Origin of the sequence: Rickettsia endosymbiont of Nabis limbatus, assembly GCF_965196655.1 — a bacterium.
Lineage (GTDB): Bacteria > Pseudomonadota > Alphaproteobacteria > Rickettsiales > Rickettsiaceae > Rickettsia.
Map to the genome: position 1 here is coordinate 987,017 of NZ_OZ239771.1, position 19,369 is coordinate 1,006,385.

Genomic DNA, 19,369 nt, shown 5'->3' on the forward strand with positions numbered 1-19,369 from the left:
TATTATACCTAATTGAATTTACTTAACTATAGAATGCTATTCAATTTTATTGCAGTGATGCTTTAATAGTTTTCTCTTGATTGTTAAGATAATTTAATTTATTGTTAAGATGTAATTTCTCTGCTTGTTGTTTAGCTTTACCACAATATTCCAAAGCTTTGTTGAAATCGCCTTTGCTAAAATAAACATCTGAATAAGTTATATAAAAAAGCATTTTTATCATGTCATCAGATATTTGCTCAATTAAGTTATTGTATTTATTAAACTCTATTATTACTTTATCCACGTGGTTAGTTAAAATAAGTAGTTGTCCATACAATCTAAGTGATAATAAAAAACCTCTAGTTCTATTAGCTGCCTTAAATAAAATCATTGCTTCTTGAATTGATTTAATAGTATTCTCTATTTCTAGTATATTTATATTAGTTTTATCTGTTTTTTTACTTTTCTCTAAGACAAGCTTGGCTTTATTATACACTAATCTTGCCTTCAATATTTTCATATCATTGTCTTTTTCTGAATTATTTATTTTTATATTATTGTACTCATCAAATGCTTTATTTAGTTTTTCTTCAGCCTCATGATAATTACCGATTTTATAAAAATATGCTGAATATAAGGCTAGCATTTCACATTTTAACATTTCTAAGCCGTCAATTTTCTGCAAATATGCATTAACCTGATCAAGTTTCTTTAGAAAATCTTCATACTTTTCTTGATAATAGTAGATTGTAGCAACCATCAAATCCATTGTTATAAGATTTTCATTATATTTATCCTGAAATTGAGTTTTAAAGTGCTGACTAGTTTCAATAATTTGTTGAAAAGAATTAGTTAGTTTAAATTCTTGCTCATTATCTATAAAAAATTGTAATAGGGATTCAAACCACCTTAAATTTAAGGTAGGATACATATTATTGTTTTTATTTAGTATCTGATTGGACTGATGACGTAAAACTGTTTGTACTAGACGATGGACGGAAATATTATTATCGTTATCATAATTGATCATGGAATATTTCCATAATAGAGCAATATGTTTATTTAATGTTAATTCTGGCGATGATAAATCAGGATGAGCAGTTTGCAGCCATGTAAGCAATAGTTTTCGAGAGATTTTGTCTGGTGCTAAGTAAGCACATACTATTAAAAGTTCAATAGCTATTGGTGGTTCATTGTTAATTCTAGTATCTCTAACAATTTCATCTAAGGTAATGTTCCAGGTTACTGCCACTGGGTAGATATAATTATTTGTCTCTTCTAAAAAAGAATTATCTGATAATAATTCTGATTCATACTTCTTGTAAAGGTCTAAATATTCTGGAATAGTAATATGTTTTTGCTTAATATAAACACTAGCTTGTACTAGTGCTAAGGGTAAATATCCTAAAATTTCTACTAATTCCCTTATAGCATTTTCTTCTTCTAATGCCACATTTCGCTGTATTAAAGTCTTTATTGTTTTAATAGATTCTTCTTCTGTCATGACGTCAATGGACAATATTGAAAATTTTGTTGACCAATGACGTTGACGAGTTGTTAAAATTACATGTCCCCCAGTTTCTGGTAAAAATGGTGCAATTTCACGATAGTTATTTACGTTATCATAAACTAAAAGCCATCCTGGATTATCAACTAGCCATTGTTTAACATAAGCGATAATGTTTTCTTTTGTATACATGTTTTCTGTATATCCTAATAGCTTAGCGAATTCAATATATTTATTACACAAATCATCAATGTTCTCTGCAGGAAACCAAGCTTTAAATGTATACGGATGTTTTGTGTGCGTGACATATTGCAAAGTTAATTGTGTTTTTCCAATTCCTCCAAGTCCAGTACATGCACTAATTGCCACATTACTTATTCCTTCTGGTGTATGATTCTGACGTAATTTATTGTGTAAATTATTCAATAATTTTTCTCTACCAACAAAAACGTTATCTTGTCTAGGTATATTCCAAGTAGTCAAATTCTTAGGAAATATTATTGATTCTTGTGGTTTAAGGTAAGGCATTTCTGCTTCTTGACTTTTAACCGTTGTTCTAACAGCTGGGTCAAATATTAAAAGATAAGTACTACAAATAATCAAAACCAATACACCAACTATTGGTAAATAAATATTCCTAACTTTAGCTTGAATATTTTTGTCTGTCAAATAGGCGTGAGGGGCAACTGAACTAGTCTGATTTGACATAATATTATTATATCTTTCCCTGAACTTAACAATAATATTCTCTACATTTGTATTAGAAAAAACTTTTGTGACAATTTCTAAAAAAATAAAATGATATTGTTTGGATAGAGAAAGATTAATATATTCAAAATTAGTTCGCTTAGGTAAAAATTCTAAACCTTGTTTTTCCTGTGTTGTAAGGAAAAATACTTTAGATATATCCTGATCATTAGACATAACAATAGATTGTCGTTTAGGTATATTAGTTTTATTTACAGATAAAACATAGATAGTACATTGCTTTTTATCTTCGCCATGTGTCCCCTTATGCATGAGCACTATAGGAACATTATCAGAATATTCTCGCAGTTCTATAAAAACTGTTATGCCTACAAGTTGTAAATCCCTACGTATCTTATAAATCATCCAGTTTAAATCATTGTTTCCTAGCATCTGCAAAACAATAAAAAAAGATGTATTATAAGGCTTTGTTAATATTAAAATTTCCTTTAAGTTTTTTTTAAATTCTTGTTGAATTAATAAACTTAAATAGTAACTTTGTATTAGTTTATATTTATCGGACTTTTCCATAAAGTTTATAATGCCCTCTCGAACATTTGTTCCTATTTTCCGTTTGATGTTAGAAATATGACTTTCAATAGTTCTTGTCTCAACCTGTTTATCCTCATTTGATAAAAAATTAGCTACTCCTTTTATGTTCTTCCCATGCATAATGCATGCTATTACATCTATTTCTCTTGATGTAAATCTAATATTGTTAATTACACGTAAATGTTTTGCATATATTTCTTGCGGACACATAGCCTTTATCTTCCATAAAATCTAATTTATTTAAACTATTATATATTCTATAAGGTTAAAAGACATCGTCATATATGGGGTCGTTGAAAGATAATTTTTGATAGTAAAATAAGAGGAAAGGAGGTAATAAATATTTTAAAAAAGAAATTCTGTTTAATATAGAGATAAATGTTATTCAATAGTGTAGTAATTTAATAGAGATTTGTTTACAGAGTTAGAATTTTTATTAATAAATTTCTTTAAGCCATTAAAGTTGTTAAAACCACTAATCGTTTTAAATTAAAACATATGGCATTCATAAATTCGGAGAATTGATTTTTGGCAATTCCTATATATCTAACCCGCTTATTATCTTTTGAAAATACCATCTCGAAAGGTGCTCTGATTTTCGTATAATATTTATCAAGGTCAAAATTCTTATCTTTCATATTATTTTTCTTTATTGCACAAAGATGGACTCCCTTTTTAGCTGCTGCATTCTTGGTAGAGATTGTACAATAACCTTTATCAACATATGTAGCACCAGAACTTGGCATAACATGCTTAAAACCTTTTCTATCGGTAACATTTGCAGGGGTAACTGCAACCTTATTGATCATGCCTGATTGAATATCAACACTCACATGTTTTTTATAACCATACCAAAATTTATTCCCTCCCTTACAGCCAATTTTGGCTTGTTTATCCTTTGCAACCTTAGGCAAAGTCTCATTATTCAATTTATCATATTTTTGTGCTCTTAGTTTATCACGTTCCTCCCAGAGATTAGCTTTTGAGATTAAATGAGAAGCATCTACAAAGGTAAATACTTCACCCATATAGCCTTGTACTCGTAGTTGATCGCGGAATTTTGTAAATATTTTTGATAGTAAATTAGTACCTATTTTTTTACGTATTTTACTAAATACACTATAATCAGGTGTCTTTTCTGTAAGAGCAAAATTACAAAACCATTTCGCCGCTGTGCTATCAGCTAAATAACGTTCTAATTCCCGATCAGATAAGTCTTCCATAAATTGTAGCAGCAAACATTTAAACAGCCTCTCTATACCATATCCTTTATAATTAGCTTCGCATTCTAATGCTAATAACTCAGCTTCAACTGCTTTGAATTTGAATAAACTTTTGAATTTACGATATTGATGATCCGCATTTACTAACTCATCTAAACTTACCATTAGCATTTGATACTCTGACATATAAACATATTTTTTATTTTTTTATTATACCTGCTACCCTCTCATCTCGCAACAGTCCCTATATGGATCAGTCAAAAATGCCTTCTCTCACATGATCGCTTCTCTTATCAATTACCAGTTACTACCTAACAAACCGTCTATCGACTCTTCCCTTAATTCTTGACTTATTTTAATTCGCTATTCACGTTAAATTATATAATTGTCCTAATAGGATGCATTTAAATAACAATCACTCGCTATAACCAATCCTGCCTAAGAGCCTGTCTTGAAAGTGGATTGATAACAACAATAATACACTAATTCATAACAAGCAGTTTAAAATCTATATAAAAAAACAGTAATTTTGCTAAAACTTGTAAATTTTTTAGACATAAAATAGTACTAAAGTAACATGTTGAAGTACTATGTAATTAGATAATTAGTCTTTCAAGACAGGCTCTAAGTCAGATCTCAGTTTACTGTTCTTTAAATAATTACTTACTTGATTCCAGTTAATTATTTGTTCTAACTTAAGTACGTTATCTTTACTTAATCTGTCTCCTCCAGCAACTGTAAATATATCCATTCTAATAATTCTTAATGATTATAATCTCTTCATTAATATCTACTTTCTTATTATTGACTACTTAATTCACTTATTTTTAGAGGTCTTTAATAGATAAATTTTTACATTAAATATCTATGTGTTTTTTACTTATGTATAATACTTACTGTTTTTTTAAGAGTTGTTAATAATTCTAATTTAAGTTTTAATCCCTGTTGGGTTAAATTCCCCGTGGCTTGCCTCGGGGATAGGCAAATTTAGTTCTGCGAATTTATTACATTCTGCCAGATTAGTAAGGTCAGGGAGTTAAATTGCACTTAAGTTACTGTAAAATAAACAGCTTTTTCCCTCCATAAATTTAAAAGTAAAATTCCAAGAGTTATATCTCTTTATGGAGTTTAGTGTACTAATGTGGAGTTAATAGTTAATTACAGGGATCAAAAGCTGATTATTTTATAACAAACGTATTATAATTTATTATAAATGTTAATTATGCAAGGTATAAATACTAATGATTTACATAATATCATAGCTGCTATTAGCACTAAACTATATAAGGCTAATATAGCTGCTGAAATACATTACAGATTAAAATCCCCTTGTTCTGTTTTAAAGAAGATATTAAAAAAAGCTACCACTGTGAAAGAATTGAAGGACCTAATTGCTTTTAGGATTATAGTTAATAAAAAAGAAGACTGTTATAAAGTATTAGATATTATTTACAATATTTATTCTGTTGATGTAAAGAAGTTTAAAGACTATATTACTAATCCTAAGGATAATGGCTACCGTTCCTTACATGTCATAATTAATATCTATAAACGCAATATAGAAATACAAATGCGTAGCAGAGAGATGCATAATACAGCAGAATTTGGTACAGCAAACCACGATGAATATAAAAAGACACAGGAAACAAGATTAAGAAAGTTACTCTCTAATGATAGGTTTAATACAGCTTATATTAATACTAACATCAATAATGCCTATAATATTTTGAGTCGATTTAATTGGACTATGTCACAACTCCTTGAATATGAGCAGATACTTGAGAATCTTTGTCATCATTTGGATTGCCGTAACGGAACATGCGAAAAGCGAAAAGTGGACTATCCATCGGATGGCTCTAGCCTGGGGTCGTTGAAAGATAATTTTTGATAGTAAAATAAGAGGAAAGGAGGTAATAAATATTTTAAAAAAGAAATTCTGTTTAATATAGAGATAAATGTTATTCAATAGTGTAGTAATTTAATAGAGATTTGTTTACAGAGTTAGAATTTTTATTAATAAATTTCTTTAAGCCATTAAAGTTGTTAAAACCACTAATCGTTTTAAATTAAAACATATGGCATTCATAAATTCGGAGAATTGATTTTTGGCAATTCCTATATATCTAACCCGCTTATTATCTTTTGAAAATACCATCTCGAAAGGTGCTCTGATTTTCGTATAATATTTATCAAGGTCAAAATTCTTATCTTTCATATTATTTTTCTTTATTGCACAAAGATGGACTCCCTTTTTAGCTGCTGCATTCTTGGTAGAGATTGTACAATAACCTTTATCAACATATGTAGCACCAGAACTTGGCATAACATGCTTAAAACCTTTGCTATCGGTAACATTTGCAGGGGTAACTGCAACCTTATTGATCATGCCTGATTGAATATCAACACTCACATGTTTTTTATAACCATACCAAAATTTATTCCCTCCCTTACAGCCAATTTTGGCTTGTTTATCCTTTGCAACCTTAGGCAAAGTCTCATTATTCAATTTATCATATTTTTGTGCTCTTAGTTTATCACGTTCCTCCCAGAGATTAGCTTTTGAGATTAAATGAGAAGCATCTACAAAGGTAAATACTTCACCCATATAGCCTTGTACTCGTAGTTGATCGCGGAATTTTGTAAATATTTTTGATAGTAAATTAGTACCTATTTTTTTACGTATTTTACTAAATACACTATAATCAGGTGTCTTTTCTGTAAGAGCAAAATTACAAAACCATTTCGCCGCTGTGCTATCAGCTAAATAACGTTCTAATTCCCGATCAGATAAGTCTTCCATAAATTGTAGCAGCAAACATTTAAACAGCCTCTCTATACCATATCCTTTATAATTAGCTTCGCATTCTAATGCTAATAACTCAGCTTCAACTGCTTTGAATTTGAATAAACTTTTGAATTTACGATATTGATGATCCGCATTTACTAACTCATCTAAACTTACCATTAGCATTTGATACTCTGACATATAAACATATTTTTTATTTTTTTATTATACCTGCTACCCTCTCATCTCGCAACAGTCCCATTATCTAAAGTTGAGTAAATACCCAAAAAATTTGGTACAACTAGCTGGTGTAAATTTAAAGATTTAGAGAGATAGTAGAACGGATTAGACCTGAATTTAAAAAGATTGAACTCAAGAAAAGATGTCATGGTAGAATATTACATTTACCTTTAATCTCTTAGGGTTTAATTCCCCGAAGGTCTGCTTCGTGATATACTAGATGCATGGAAGAAAGCAGTTATATACATAAAAGTCATAATGTCACAGTACTAATATATCATTTAGTAACACCGGCAAAGTATAGAAGAGTAATATTCAATGAGGAACTAGACGATTATTTATGTAAAATTTGTGAGGACATAGAAGCTCGTTATGAAATTAGATTTTTGGAAATAGGAGTAGATAAAGATCATGTACATTTTTTACTACAGTCAATACCAATGTATAGCCCAACAAAAATAACTCAAATCATAAAAAGTATTACATCTAAGGAAATGTTTAAGAAATATCCAAATCTTAAAGAAAAATTATGGGGAAGTGAGTTTTGGAGTAAAGGATATTTTATGAGCACAGTATGTAAACATGGTGATGAGCGGAAATTACGTAATTATGTAAAAAATCAAGGTTCAGGCAAACCTTCTTATAAAGCATTTCAACAAAAACAGTTAAAACTTTTTGGATAGATACCTCGTAGCTCTGCTGCGAGGAGTATCATTGGGACTGTTGAAAAAGTTTTAAATAATTTAAATACATTATAGTAAAATAAATTAAAAGTTATACTATATACGCTTATTTATCAAAACTACAGTGGTTTATACAAACAAAATGATTATAAAAATACTTTTTCAACACTTCGCTGATATTAATACACATAACACTTTATCTTCTAATGATACTCCTCGCAGCAGAGCTACGAGGTATCTATCCAAAAAGTTTTAACTGTTTTTGTTGAAATGCTTTATAAGAAGGTTTGCCTGAACCTTGATTTTTTACATAATTACGTAATTTCCGCTCATCACCATGTTTACATACTGTGCTCATAAAATATCCTTTACTCCAAAACTCACTTCCCCATAATTTTTCTTTAAGATTTGGATATTTCTTAAACATTTCCTTAGATGTAATACTTTTTATGATTTGAGTTATTTTTGTTGGGCTATACATTGGTATTGACTGTAGTAAAAAATGTACATGTTCTTTATCTACTCCTATTTCCAAAAATCTAATTTCATAACGAGCTTCTATGTCCTCACAAATTTTACATAAATAATCGTCTAGTTCCTCATTGAATATTACTCTTCTATACTTTGCCGGTGTTACTAAATGATATATTAGTACTGTGACATTATCACTTTTATGTATATAACTGCTTTCTTCCATGCATCTAGTATATCACGAAGCAGACCTTCGGGGAATTAAACCCTAAGAGATTAAATGAACAAATTAACGCGAGTTTCGAATTAATATAGCATAGGATTTAGCATATCAAGAGAGATGTAATAGAAGGTTTATTATCAGACATTTGATAATTTATCAGTGCTGCAACCATATGCACAAAGGCATTTGTAACTGATCTATGCCTTGAATGCTCAAACTTCCCCAATAGTTTAATTTTACTAAACACAGATTCTATTAATGCTCTTTTAAGCAATAATATTTTATCCAACATAGACATAAGTTTATTTTTCATATTTTTCTTTACCCTAGTTACCATAAAAATTCCTTGCTCTAAAAGTTGTTGAAATAATTGTTGTGAAATATAACCACGATCTCCGAATACTTTACCAAAAAGATTTTTGATCATCAGTTCCAGCTGTTTTCTATCATCCTTATTGCCAGGGCTAAAAGATGCTTTAACTATACCACCGGCTCTATTAATTATTAGATGTAGTTTAAGTCCATAGAACCAACCTTTTGTTGTCTTACTGCGTGCTGCTATGCCGGCGAACACTTTATTCATTGAAATACAGTATCTCTTACATACCTCTATACTACTTGAATCTACAAAAGAAAGGCCATCACACTGATCCAAAATAGAATTGAATATCAGTACTAATAGTGGTAAATGTGGACCTATTATTTTTATAAATTGACTATAGCTTACTAATTGAAAATCTCTTTGATGATAAATCCATATTTGCTTCAGATAATAATTCTTAAAACAATCATAAGATGACTGCCAGTAGCCTATTATAATTGTTATTACCTCACTTCTGTTAAGTCGACTTTTAGGACCAGATTTGTTGTTATGGTTAGTAATTGAATTTGTATGCTTGTCTAATTCTTGAAAAAAATCATCGACGTAACAAAATATTTCTGTAAAATCCATTATCATAGGTTATTGCTCTTAAAGTTTTTTCAATAACCTATAAACTTTTTTCTTATACTATAAATACCATATTTTAATTAGCAATTTGTATTTTGTACTCACTTTATAACAAAAACAGTATTATCAATATCCCCGTAACCCACTGTTTATCAGCTATACAGCGACTTTTTGAATACGAAACTCGCGTAAATTAACGGATTGAATAATATTAATGAATTAGGCAAAATAGTATTTTTGGAATAGATTAGAAAAAGAAATGGACGCAACTTATCCACCCTTTAAATTTTTATGCTGCTTGTGAATTTTGTTGCATAAAACTTTACCCTTGGTGGTTAGCAAATCGTACTACTTGCTTCCACCATTCAAATTATTCGCAATTAATAATAAATGTACTAAATATTAAATTCATTATACATATTTGTATATTTTCCTATAATATCTTTAGCTAATTCAGCTATATTAGCATTAATTTACTATCCGATGATAGATAAACTAAATATAATAATCATCTGAAAGTCAAAAAATCATGCATAAATTCTTATTAACTTTAAAATTAATGCGGGCAGATAAGCCGGTAGCTTATTTGCTGGTCTTCTTTCCTGCCTTATTTGGCTTGCTACTTGCAAATCCGTCTAAAGCAGATTTAATACATTTATTGCCATTATTTATTTTAGGTAGCATAACTACAAGAAGTAGCGGGTGTATTATCAATGATATATTTGATCGAAAATTCGATAAGCATGTTGCCAGGACTAAAAACCGCCCTATAACTAGCGGTGCTTTGTCTATAAAATATGCTATCAGCATACTCTTTATTCTTGCTTTTATCTCGCTTTTTATTTTGCTAGCTTTGATTAGGACGGCAATATATATAGGTTTTTTTGCAGTAATTATGATTAGTACATATCCGCTAATGAAACGGATCACTTACCTCCCACAAGTTTTTTTAGGCTTTACGTTTAATTTAGGAACGCTAATAGCCTATGCAGCAGTTCAGAATAAGCTTGATATAGGAGCAATTATCATGTATTTAGCCTGCTGTTTATGGACGATAGGGTATGATACTATATATGGATTTATGGATATAAATGACGATAAGAAAATAGGAGTAAAATCTTTAAGTATTTACTTAGAGAATAAAGCCTATAAATTTTGGCTTTATATATTTTATGTTGGATTTATTTTGTTATTTATCTCAGCTGCCGGCTATAATGTAGACTATCTACCTATCCTAGCTGCTTCAATCTTGTTAATATTACAAATAGCAACTTTAGAAATTCACAATCCAACTAATTGTATGACGAGATTTAAAGCAAATCATTATGCCGGATTTCTATTAAGTATAAGTCTTTATTAAATATATTACTAATTTATATATAACTATACCTATACAAATCTTACAAAATTCTATGGCACCGTCATATATGGACGCCTGGTTAAAAACAAGTACTAAAAATAAAAAACAGTTAATGATAAATGAAGCAGTCATATATTCGGCATCAAAGTGCCATAATGGTTTCTGCATTCTGCCTAAGATCCTAGAGAGATTCACTCAAGTTAGCGGTATCTAGGTACCATGACGTTAGCTCGGATTTCATCCAGAATGATTATGTATTATCTCTTTAACCCGCCGTTTTATTATTCTACTTTGTTTTTATTTCTTTACCCCTATCTAGTTTAAAAATTATATAGTTTATAATTTATCCTAAATCTTAAGTACTATTATACCAATTGGTAATTTCTGTTCTTTACCAGACAGGCATAAGCGATTCTAGCCAATTTATTAGCTGTAGCTACTGCAATTACATTGAACGATTTCCCTTTTTCTTTTAATCTTTCAATAAATTCTGATAACGCTCCTGATGTCTGATTAGTTTTATAGCTTCTCATCAATAAAGACCTACCAGCCTGTATTAGCATTGTTCTTGCATATCTATCACCTTGCTTGGTTATTCTTCCTAGAATAATCTTACCTCCAGTGCTATTTTGTTTCGGGACAATTCCAAGTGAAGCAGCAAAATCCTTAGCAGAATCGTATGCTTCAACCGGTTTGATGCTTAAAATACTTGCGTTAATTGTACCAATTCCTGGAATAGTTTCTAAAATTTTTGCCTTCTTGGAACTCCGATTCTTTGCTGCTAATTCTTTATCTAAGCTTTGTTCACGAATCATCAATTGTTCAATTTCTTTACAATCCAGCAACATTTGTTCAGCAATAGTGTTGTTAATAAATCCTTCTTCTAGGGCAAAATTTACAAAATTTTGACAAGATTTTGCAAATGTAGATTTTCCGCATGTTACCAAATAGCCAAATTCAAATAATGAAGTCATCAGAGAGTTGCTGTACTGAATCCTTTGTTGTATTATATTTTGTCTTGCTTTATGCAGGTAAGATATTTCTTGCTCTTCTATTGTTTTAGCTTTGACGTGTATTAAATCGGGATCACATGATGCTTTGCAAATTGCAATTGAATCATTAATGTCATTTTTTTGTCGAGTTTTTGCATATGCTTTCACATCTTTAGGTTTAAGCAAGATGGCTTTATGTCCTATTGATTCAAGCCTTTGAGCCATATAATGAGCTCCACCACAAGCTTCAAATACAAAGGTTTCTGACTCTGGAAACATTGTTGATAAATTTTCAAAAAAGCTTCTTCGATCCATTGCTTTTTTTAATACAACTTTATTGTCTAAATTTATTGCTGCAAAATGCAACTTTCTTTTTGCTAAATCAATTCCTATTACTTTATAATTACTCATGGTATGGACTCCTTTATAAAATTATTAAAAATTACAAACCTATCTTAGGTTTTGGTTCTTTGATATCTTAATATCACTTAAAACCGTTGATAAGTTCTTTCTTATCATTGGCGTCCATACCATCAAGTTAAGTAACATAGTGTCAAAAAGAGTAATATTTTTAGATTTCAGACAGCAAGAAGTCTTTGAGTAGCTTCATCCCAAATGGATTTAGCGGATGCAAATGCAATTCTTTGGTCAGGTGCTGTTTTAGTATACCTTCCAACATTTACGGCAAATATATTTCTAACTTTTCCCATCAGTGATAATGTACATTGTGCTGCATTAGGATGCTTAAATTTAATCAATATCTTCTCTTTTCGCCTAGTTGGTTGATGTGCATTCTCAACGCGATTATTTAATCTCTTATTAACGCGAGTTTCGAATTAATATAGCATAGGATTTAGCATATCAAGAGAGATGTAATAGAAGGTTTATTATCAGACATTTGATAATTTATCAGTGCTGCAACCATATGCACAAAGGCATTTGTAACTGATCTATGCCTTGAATGCTCAAACTTCCCCAATAGTTTAATTTTACTAAACACAGATTCTATTAATGCTCTTTTAAGCAATAATATTTTATCCAACATAGACATAAGTTTATTTTTCATATTTTTCTTTACCCTAGTTACCATAAAAATTCCTTGCTCTAAAAGTTGTTGAAATAATTGTTGTGAAATATAACCACGATCTCCGAATACTTTACCAAAAAGATTTTTGATCATCAGTTCCAGCTGTTTTCTATCATCCTTATTGCCAGGGCTAAAAGATGCTTTAACTATACCACCGGCTCTATTAATTATTAGATGTAGTTTAAGTCCATAGAACCAACCTTTTGTTGTCTTACTGCGTGCTGCTATGCCGGCGAACACTTTATTCATTGAAATACGGTATCTCTTACATACCTCTATACTACTTGAATCTACAAAAGAAAGGCCATCACACTGATCCAAAATAGAATTGAATATCAGTACTAATAGTGGTAAATGTGGACCTATTATTTTTATAAATTGACTATAGCTTACTAATTGAAAATCTCTTTGATGATAAATCCATATTTGCTTCAGATAATAATTCTTAAAACAATCATAAGATGACTGCCAGTAGCCTATTATAATTGTTATTACCTCACTTCTGTTAAGTCGACTTTTAGGACCAGATTTGTTGTTATGGTTAGTAATTGAATTTGTATGCTTGTCTAATTCTTGAAAAAAATCATCGACGTAACAAAATATTTCTGTAAAATCCATTATCATAGGTTATTGCTCTTAAAGTTTTTTCAATAACCTATAAACTTTTTTCTTATACTATAAATACCATATTTTAATTAGCAATTTGTATTTTGTACTCACTTTATAACAAAAACAGTATTATCAATATCCCCGTAACCCACTGTTTATCAGCTATACAGCGACTTTTTGAATACGAAACTCGCGTTTATTAGTTCGATGTTTAGTCCTAGGACACTTAAGCTTAATCGGTTTAATGTAACTCTTGAGCTTATCAGTAACAATTACTCTTGGAGCTGGGTAATTGCCCAATAATCTTAATAAAAAGCAAATAGCTGATTTCTTGTTGCGTCGCTTCTGTAGCAATACTTCTAATTCATGTCCCTCAGAGTCAACAGCCCTCCATAGTATGAATACTTCACCTTTAATCTTAATGTTCATTTTATCTAAATGCCATTTATCAGTTGGCTTCCGCTCTCTCCTTCTGATAACATCTTGAAAATAAACTGCAAATTTGTTGCACCAAAATCTTACTGTCTCATGACTCAAAATAATACCTCGATATGCCATCTGTTCTTGAACATCTCGGTAGCTACTATTAAAACGATGATATAACCATACTGCATGGCTAATGATGCTTGCTGGAAAACGATGTCTCTTCGGAGCTTGAGTAATACGCATAATGGTGAAATTTAGAGATAAATGGTTACTGCTATTCTATAAATTATTCCATGCATTTGCTCAATACTTAATTTACATCTCTCTTAACTTGATGGTATGGACGCCAATGATAAGAAAGAACTTATCAACGGTTTTAAGTGATATTAAGATATCAAAGAACCAAAACCTAAGATAGGTTTGTAATTTTTAATAATTTTATAAAGGAGTCCATACCATGAGTAATTATAAAGTAATAGGAATTGATTTAGCAAAAAGAAAGTTGCATTTTGCAGCAATAAATTTAGACAATAAAGTTGTATTAAAAAAAGCAATGGATCGAAGAAGCTTTTTTGAAAATTTATCAACAATGTTTCCAGAGTCAGAAACCTTTGTATTTGAAGCTTGTGGTGGAGCTCATTATATGGCTCAAAGGCTTGAATCAATAGCAGGAGTTTCGCACTTAGAGCCTGTCTTGAAAGTGTATTGAGAACAAAAACAATACACTAATTCATAGCAAGCAGTTTACAATTTGTATAAAAAAGCAGTAATTTTGCTAAAAATTGTAAATTTTTTGATACATCAAACAGTGCTAAAGTAATATGTTGCAGTACTATTTAATGAGCATATTCGTCTTTCAAGATAGGCTCTTAGCAAAGAATATGGTAATCTAGAGAAAAATAGTTTTAGATAAAAATGACAAGATCAAAATGTAGCAAAGATTTATATCAATCGTTTTTACAAGCAAGTAGTGTAAGATATACTGGCAAAGCATTATCTGAAGTAAGCCCAGTAGATCTATCGCACGATAGTGCAAGTCGATGGTTAAAGAGTAAAGATTTTCGCCCTAGCGAAATCTATAGCAAAGTGTCAAAATATCTTGATCTAGAGGAGCCTTGTTTATTAGTAGGAGATGACACCTTATTGTCAAAGCAATACAGTAAGAGGATCGAGCTTGTAAAGTATCAATATTCTGGGGCTGTACATGATGTTATACCTGGTATAGGAATGGTAAACTTACTGCATTACAATACTCAAATTGATCAATCTACTCCTGTAGATTATAGAATATATGATAAAGAAACTGATGGCAAAACAAAGAACGAGCATTTTTGTGATATGCTTACTTTAGCTAAAGAAAGAGGTATCAATCCTGATGCCATAGTCATGGATGCTTGGTATAGTGGTTTGGATAATTTAAAACATATACGTAATTTAGGTTGGATATGGGTTACTAACCTAAGAAGAAATAGAAAAGTTAATCGTAATGTTAGCTTGGACACTTTGGAGATTCCCGATGAAGGGCTAAAAATTCATCTACGTGGATACGGTTGGGTAACGGTATTTAAGTTTGTGGCAAAAAATGGTCGCATTGATTACATAACAACTAATTTAGAAAACCCTACACGTGAGCAAATAGAGAAAATTGTTAAGGCACGTTGGTCTATAGAAGTTTATCATCGAGAATTAAAACAAACTTGTGGTATTGAAAGCTGTCAGGCACGCACGGGTCGAGCTCAAAGAAATCATATTTGCCTTGCTGTATTGGCATGGCTTGATATGAACAAAAGGAGGATAAATGAAAAAATTACTTTATATCAACAAACTTGGGAAGTTATAAAAACATCAATTCAGAATAACATTAGATGGCTTCTAACTGATATGCAATTTTCCTAAGTGCGAAACTCCTGAATAGGACATAAAGCCATCTTGCTTAAACCTAAAGATGTGAAAGCATATGCAAAAACTCGACAAAAAAATGACATTAATGATTCAATTGCAATTTGCAAAGCATCATGTGATCCCGATTTAATACACGTCAAAGCTAAAACAATAGAAGAGCAAGAAATATCTTACCTGCATAAAGCAAGACAAAATATAATACAACAAAGGATTCAGTACAGCAACTCTCTGATGACTTCATTATTTGAATTTGGCTATTTGGTAACATGCGGAAAATCTACATTTGCAAAATCTTGTCAAAATTTTGTAAATTTTGCCCTAGAAGAAGGATTTATTAACAACACTATTGCTGAACAAATGTTGCTGGATTGTAAAGAAATTGAACAATTGATGATTCGTGAACAAAGCTTAGATAAAGAATTAGCAGCAAAGAATCGGAGTTCCAAGAAGGCAAAAATTTTAGAAACTATTCCAGGAATTGGTACAATTAACGCAAGTATTTTAAGCATCAAACCGGTTGAAGCATACGATTCTGCTAAGGATTTTGCTGCTTCACTTGGAATTGTCCCGAAACAAAATAGCACTGGAGGTAAGATTATTCTAGGAAGAATAACCAAGCAAGGTGATAGATATGCAAGAACAATGCTAATACAGGCTGGTAGGTCTTTATTGATGAGAAGCTATAAAACTAATCAGACATCAGGAGCGTTATCAGAATTTATTGAAAGATTAAAAGAAAAAGGGAAATCGTTCAATGTAATTGCAGTAGCTACAGCTAATAAATTGGCTAGAATCGCTTATGCCTGTCTGGTAAAGAACAGAAATTACCAATTGGTATAATAGTACTTAAGATTTAGGATAAATTATAAACTATATAATTTTTAAACTAGATAGGGGTAAAGAAATAAAAACAAAGTAGAATAATAAAACGGCGGGTTAAAGAGATAATACATAATCATTCTGGATGAAATCCGAGCTAACGTCATGGTACCTAGATACCGCTAACTTGAGTGAATCTCTCTAGGATCTTAGGCAGAATGCAGAAACCATTATGGCACTTTGATGCCGAATATATGACTGCTTCATTTATCATTAACTGTTTTTTATTTTTAGTACTTGTTTTTAACCAGGCGTCCATATATGACGATGCCTATGCAGATAAAGTGCAGATAAATCAAGCCTTTATTTTAAATATATAGCTCTTTTCTAAAATATGCTCCTGCTGATTCACCGCATTTATATCCTATATTTTCATAGAATGCATGTGTACCGTCTTTAGCTCGTCTATAACCAGAAGTAAGATCAACTATTACGGGGCTATAATTTTTTGCTATTTCTTCTAAATATTCCATAAGCTTTTTACCGATTTTTTGCTCTCGGTAATTTTCATCAATAATCAAAGCTTCAACATGAATCCTAGTTTTGTCTGAAACAAATAATATAGATTTAGACCAAGCAATAGCTCCAACAATTTTATTATCTAAACTAGCTACGGCAACACCATATCCATCAATGTTTATAAAATTACTAAAACGAGCTGTTAATTCTTCTATGCTAGATGGGTAACCGAGTTGCGACATTAAAGGTAAAATACTTGATATATCATTAATTGTTGCGGAACGAATATTTATTTCATTCATATTATATCATAATTAGTAATTTGCTATCTCTCTAAAACCTTTAGTCCCTCTTTCAAACCATGTTTTATAAATGTAATTTTAGCTTGCTTGCCAGCCGCCGTTATGAACTCTAAATAATTATCATTTAATAAAATCATTTCAATATCATCTTTTGTAATAGTAGCTATAGCTTGGCAACTATTTATCGTACAATTTATATATTTTCCTGGTGCAATATTTTCTCACCGCTATTAATAGCTGTGCCAGCAGGAATTTGAACATTTGGCGGTAGTACTTCAATTAGTTTTAATTCTTTTATGCTTTGATTATCACTGAAATAACCAATATGGTACATTGCTAATATTTCTTTCTCTTTATCTTTTTCCGTATTATTAATTTGTTGTGATAGAAAGCAAATTTGTTTTTGTTCGTTATTAAGATTGCAGTTTAAATTCCAAGCTCCATATTTTTTAGGAGCTGTTGAAGCATTAACATTTTCCACCCTAAATAATACAAAAACCCCAACTATTACAAATAAACCACTACAAACAAATATAGTTTTCTTTATATAATTCTTCATTTTATTTCTAACCTTTTTAAAATATTTTCTTTCCCTAAAATTTCAGCAATTTCAAATATGCTAGGTGAGCCGACCATACCGGTTATTAAAGCTCTCACAGGCTTCATAACTTCATTTAGCTTTAAACTATTTGCTGCTGCTATTTTCTTAAATTCATCCTGTACTGATTCTTTATCAAACCGCTCAAGTTTTTCTAAGCCTTGTACAACATTATTAATCAAATTTTTATCGCAATTTGCTATTATCTCTTTTGCCTTCGATTCATAAGCAACAGGAATATTTACTAAATAAATTTTAGCAAGCTTTGCTAAATCTAGCAGTGTTTCACTTCTAACTAATAAACCTTGCAAACCACGTCTTATATAATTTACTTCCTGCTCACTGACCTTATAATTTTTATTTAATATCTCTAAAATTTTAGTAATTAAACTATTTTCATCAAGCATTCTTAAATAATGGCTATTTAAGCTGTTCATTTTAGTAAAATCAAGCTTTGCAGGTGATTTACCAAGTGAATCTAGGTTAAACCATTTTATTGCTTGATCCAGCGAAATAATTTCATTATCTCCATGACTCCAACCAAGCCGCAACAGATAATTACATAAGCTTTCCGGCAAATATCCCATATCCTTATAAGCTTCAACACCTAAAGCCCCATGCCTCTTAGATAATTTAGCACCATCTGCTCCATGAATTAGCGGTATATGAGTCATAATTGGAACATGGTAACCAAAAGCGTTATATATAGCGATTTGCCTTGCAGCATTCGTTAAATGATCATCACCCCTAATAATGTGAGTTATACCCATATCGTGATCATCAACCACCACAGCTAGCATATAAGTAGCAGTGCCATCACTACGTAGCAATACCATATCATCAATGTGGGAATTCTCAATTACCACATCACCTTGCAAAGTATCATGAATTGTTATACTACCTGAGCTTGGAGTTTTTAAACGTATAACCGGCTTTACGTCTTTTGGATAAGTAGATGGGTCTTTATTACGCCACTCGCTGTTAAAAATAAAATGTTGTTTATTTTCTACAGCTTTTTGTCGCTGCTTTTCTACTTCTTCTTGTGGAGTAAAACAGTAATACGCCTTACCTTCTGCAAGCAACTTTAACGCTACTTGCTTGTAAAGATCATTGCGTTTAGATTGGAATACAACTTCATCATCCCAATTAAGCCCTAACCATTTCAGACCTGAAAATATAGCTTCTACTGCTGCTTCTGTTGATCTTTCTTTATCAGTATCTTCAACACGTAATAGAAATTTGCCGTTATTATGCTTAGCAAATAAATAGTTAAATAAAGCCGTTCTTGCTGAACCTATATGTAAAAACCCCGTCGGTGATGGAGCAAATCTAGTAATTACGTTGTTAGTCATTTTTTTAATATATCTATAAGTGCATAAAAGTTAGTAGAGGA

Annotated in this window: 20 protein-coding genes and 2 pseudogenes; 8 read left to right on the forward strand and 14 right to left on the reverse strand. The window is 30.8% G+C overall.

All coding sequences use genetic code 11. The features are described from left to right. Positions 1-46: 46 nt before the first annotated feature. Positions 47-2,998, reverse strand: coding sequence for a DUF7779 domain-containing protein (locus ACOAL3_RS05675; protein ID WP_419234539.1), 2,952 nt, complete (start codon positions 2,996-2,998; stop codon positions 47-49). 239 nt (positions 2,999-3,237) lie between these two features. Next, a complete protein-coding gene (locus ACOAL3_RS05680) occupies positions 3,238-4,197 on the reverse strand; it encodes a transposase (RefSeq protein ID WP_419234540.1) in 960 nt (319 codons plus the stop codon). Positions 4,198-4,258: 61 nt separating this feature from the next. Between ACOAL3_RS05680 and ACOAL3_RS05685 the strand changes: the two are divergent. Continuing rightward, positions 4,259-4,360 (forward strand): annotated as a pseudogene (locus tag ACOAL3_RS05685) (IS982 family transposase); the annotation flags it as partial. 255 nt (positions 4,361-4,615) lie between these two features. Here ACOAL3_RS05685 and ACOAL3_RS05690 read toward each other — a convergent pair. Next, positions 4,616-4,762, reverse strand: a complete 147-nt coding sequence (locus ACOAL3_RS05690) for a hypothetical protein (protein WP_419234541.1) — start codon at positions 4,760-4,762, stop codon at positions 4,616-4,618. A gap of 462 nt (positions 4,763-5,224) precedes the next feature. On the opposite strand from ACOAL3_RS05690, the gene ACOAL3_RS05695 reads away from it, so the two are divergent. Then, a complete protein-coding gene (locus ACOAL3_RS05695; protein ID WP_419234542.1) occupies positions 5,225-5,899 on the forward strand; it encodes a RelA/SpoT-related domain-containing protein in 675 nt (224 codons plus the stop codon). A 138-nt stretch (positions 5,900-6,037) separates the two neighbouring features. Here the strand turns inward: ACOAL3_RS05695 and ACOAL3_RS05700 are convergent, their stop codons facing one another. Further along, positions 6,038-6,997 (reverse strand): transposase, encoded by a 960-nt coding sequence (locus ACOAL3_RS05700; RefSeq protein WP_419234543.1) that lies wholly within the window; start codon positions 6,995-6,997, stop codon positions 6,038-6,040. A 263-nt stretch (positions 6,998-7,260) separates the two neighbouring features. Here ACOAL3_RS05700 and tnpA (ACOAL3_RS05705) point away from each other — a divergent pair, with 263 nt between their 5' ends. Continuing rightward, positions 7,261-7,719 (forward strand): IS200/IS605 family transposase, encoded by a 459-nt coding sequence (gene tnpA / locus ACOAL3_RS05705; RefSeq protein WP_395477538.1) that lies wholly within the window; start codon positions 7,261-7,263, stop codon positions 7,717-7,719. 238 nt (positions 7,720-7,957) lie between these two features. On the opposite strand, the gene tnpA (ACOAL3_RS05710) is transcribed toward tnpA (ACOAL3_RS05705), so the two are convergent. Both tnpA (ACOAL3_RS05710) and ACOAL3_RS05715 read right to left on the reverse strand, forming a co-directional pair. After that, positions 7,958-8,416, reverse strand: a complete 459-nt coding sequence (gene tnpA, locus ACOAL3_RS05710) for an IS200/IS605 family transposase (protein ID WP_419234544.1) — start codon at positions 8,414-8,416, stop codon at positions 7,958-7,960. A gap of 97 nt (positions 8,417-8,513) precedes the next feature. Further along, a complete protein-coding gene (locus ACOAL3_RS05715) occupies positions 8,514-9,371 on the reverse strand; it encodes an IS982 family transposase (protein WP_419234545.1) in 858 nt (285 codons plus the stop codon). Positions 9,372-9,891: 520 nt separating this feature from the next. Between ACOAL3_RS05715 and ubiA the strand changes: the two genes are divergently transcribed. Beyond that, complete coding sequence (gene ubiA / locus ACOAL3_RS05720) at positions 9,892-10,722, forward strand: 4-hydroxybenzoate octaprenyltransferase (protein ID WP_419234546.1); 831 nt, start codon at positions 9,892-9,894, stop codon at positions 10,720-10,722. Here the strand turns inward: ubiA and ACOAL3_RS05725 are convergent. The 5 genes from ACOAL3_RS05725 to ACOAL3_RS05745 form a co-directional block, all read right to left on the reverse strand. Beyond that, a complete protein-coding gene (locus ACOAL3_RS05725; protein WP_419234547.1) occupies positions 10,702-10,890 on the reverse strand; it encodes a hypothetical protein in 189 nt (62 codons plus the stop codon). The two genes, ubiA and ACOAL3_RS05725, sit on opposite strands and share 21 nt — an antisense overlap. Positions 10,891-11,087: 197 nt before the next feature. Continuing rightward, on the reverse strand, positions 11,088-12,125 hold the full coding sequence (locus ACOAL3_RS05730; protein WP_419234517.1) for an IS110 family RNA-guided transposase: 1,038 nt from the start codon (positions 12,123-12,125) through the stop codon (positions 11,088-11,090). Between the two features lie 167 nt (positions 12,126-12,292). Further along, positions 12,293-12,472 carry a transposase gene (locus ACOAL3_RS05735; RefSeq protein ID WP_419234548.1) on the reverse strand — a complete coding sequence of 60 codons (180 nt, stop codon included), beginning with the start codon at positions 12,470-12,472 and terminating at the stop codon, positions 12,293-12,295. A 95-nt stretch (positions 12,473-12,567) separates the two neighbouring features. Further along, positions 12,568-13,425: an IS982 family transposase gene (locus tag ACOAL3_RS05740; RefSeq protein WP_419234519.1), complete on the reverse strand. Its 858-nt coding sequence runs from the start codon at positions 13,423-13,425 to the stop codon at positions 12,568-12,570. 147 nt (positions 13,426-13,572) lie between these two features. Then, positions 13,573-14,079 carry an IS6 family transposase gene (locus ACOAL3_RS05745; RefSeq protein WP_419234549.1) on the reverse strand — a complete coding sequence of 169 codons (507 nt, stop codon included), beginning with the start codon at positions 14,077-14,079 and terminating at the stop codon, positions 13,573-13,575. A 214-nt stretch (positions 14,080-14,293) separates the two neighbouring features. On the opposite strand from ACOAL3_RS05745, the gene ACOAL3_RS05750 reads away from it, so the two are divergent. From ACOAL3_RS05750 to ACOAL3_RS05765, 4 genes are all read left to right on the forward strand, one after another. Further along, the gene (locus tag ACOAL3_RS05750) at positions 14,294-14,545 is read left to right on the forward strand and encodes a hypothetical protein (RefSeq protein ID WP_419234550.1); all 252 of its coding nucleotides are present in this window, start codon (positions 14,294-14,296) and stop codon (positions 14,543-14,545) included. A 206-nt stretch (positions 14,546-14,751) separates the two neighbouring features. Next, positions 14,752-15,732: an IS701 family transposase gene (locus ACOAL3_RS05755; RefSeq protein WP_419234551.1), complete on the forward strand. Its 981-nt coding sequence runs from the start codon at positions 14,752-14,754 to the stop codon at positions 15,730-15,732. 33 nt (positions 15,733-15,765) lie between these two features. Further along, positions 15,766-16,578, forward strand: a complete 813-nt coding sequence (locus tag ACOAL3_RS05760; protein WP_419234552.1) for an IS110 family RNA-guided transposase — start codon at positions 15,766-15,768, stop codon at positions 16,576-16,578. Between the two features lie 197 nt (positions 16,579-16,775). Continuing rightward, positions 16,776-16,937 carry a hypothetical protein gene (locus ACOAL3_RS05765; protein WP_419234553.1) on the forward strand — a complete coding sequence of 54 codons (162 nt, stop codon included), beginning with the start codon at positions 16,776-16,778 and terminating at the stop codon, positions 16,935-16,937. Here ACOAL3_RS05765 and ACOAL3_RS05770 read toward each other — a convergent pair. The 3 genes and pseudogenes from ACOAL3_RS05770 to gltX form a co-directional block, all read right to left on the reverse strand. Next, a complete protein-coding gene (locus tag ACOAL3_RS05770; protein WP_395477346.1) occupies positions 16,926-17,378 on the reverse strand; it encodes a GNAT family N-acetyltransferase in 453 nt (150 codons plus the stop codon). The two genes, ACOAL3_RS05765 and ACOAL3_RS05770, sit on opposite strands and share 12 nt — an antisense overlap. Before the next feature lie 23 nt (positions 17,379-17,401). Continuing rightward, positions 17,402-17,937, reverse strand: a pseudogene (locus ACOAL3_RS05775) (invasion associated locus B family protein). Next, positions 17,934-19,328 (reverse strand): glutamate--tRNA ligase, encoded by a 1,395-nt coding sequence (gene gltX / locus ACOAL3_RS05780; protein ID WP_419234554.1) that lies wholly within the window; start codon positions 19,326-19,328, stop codon positions 17,934-17,936. The pseudogene ACOAL3_RS05775 and the gene gltX overlap by 4 nt, the downstream one beginning before the upstream one ends. Positions 19,329-19,369 lie beyond the last annotated feature (41 nt).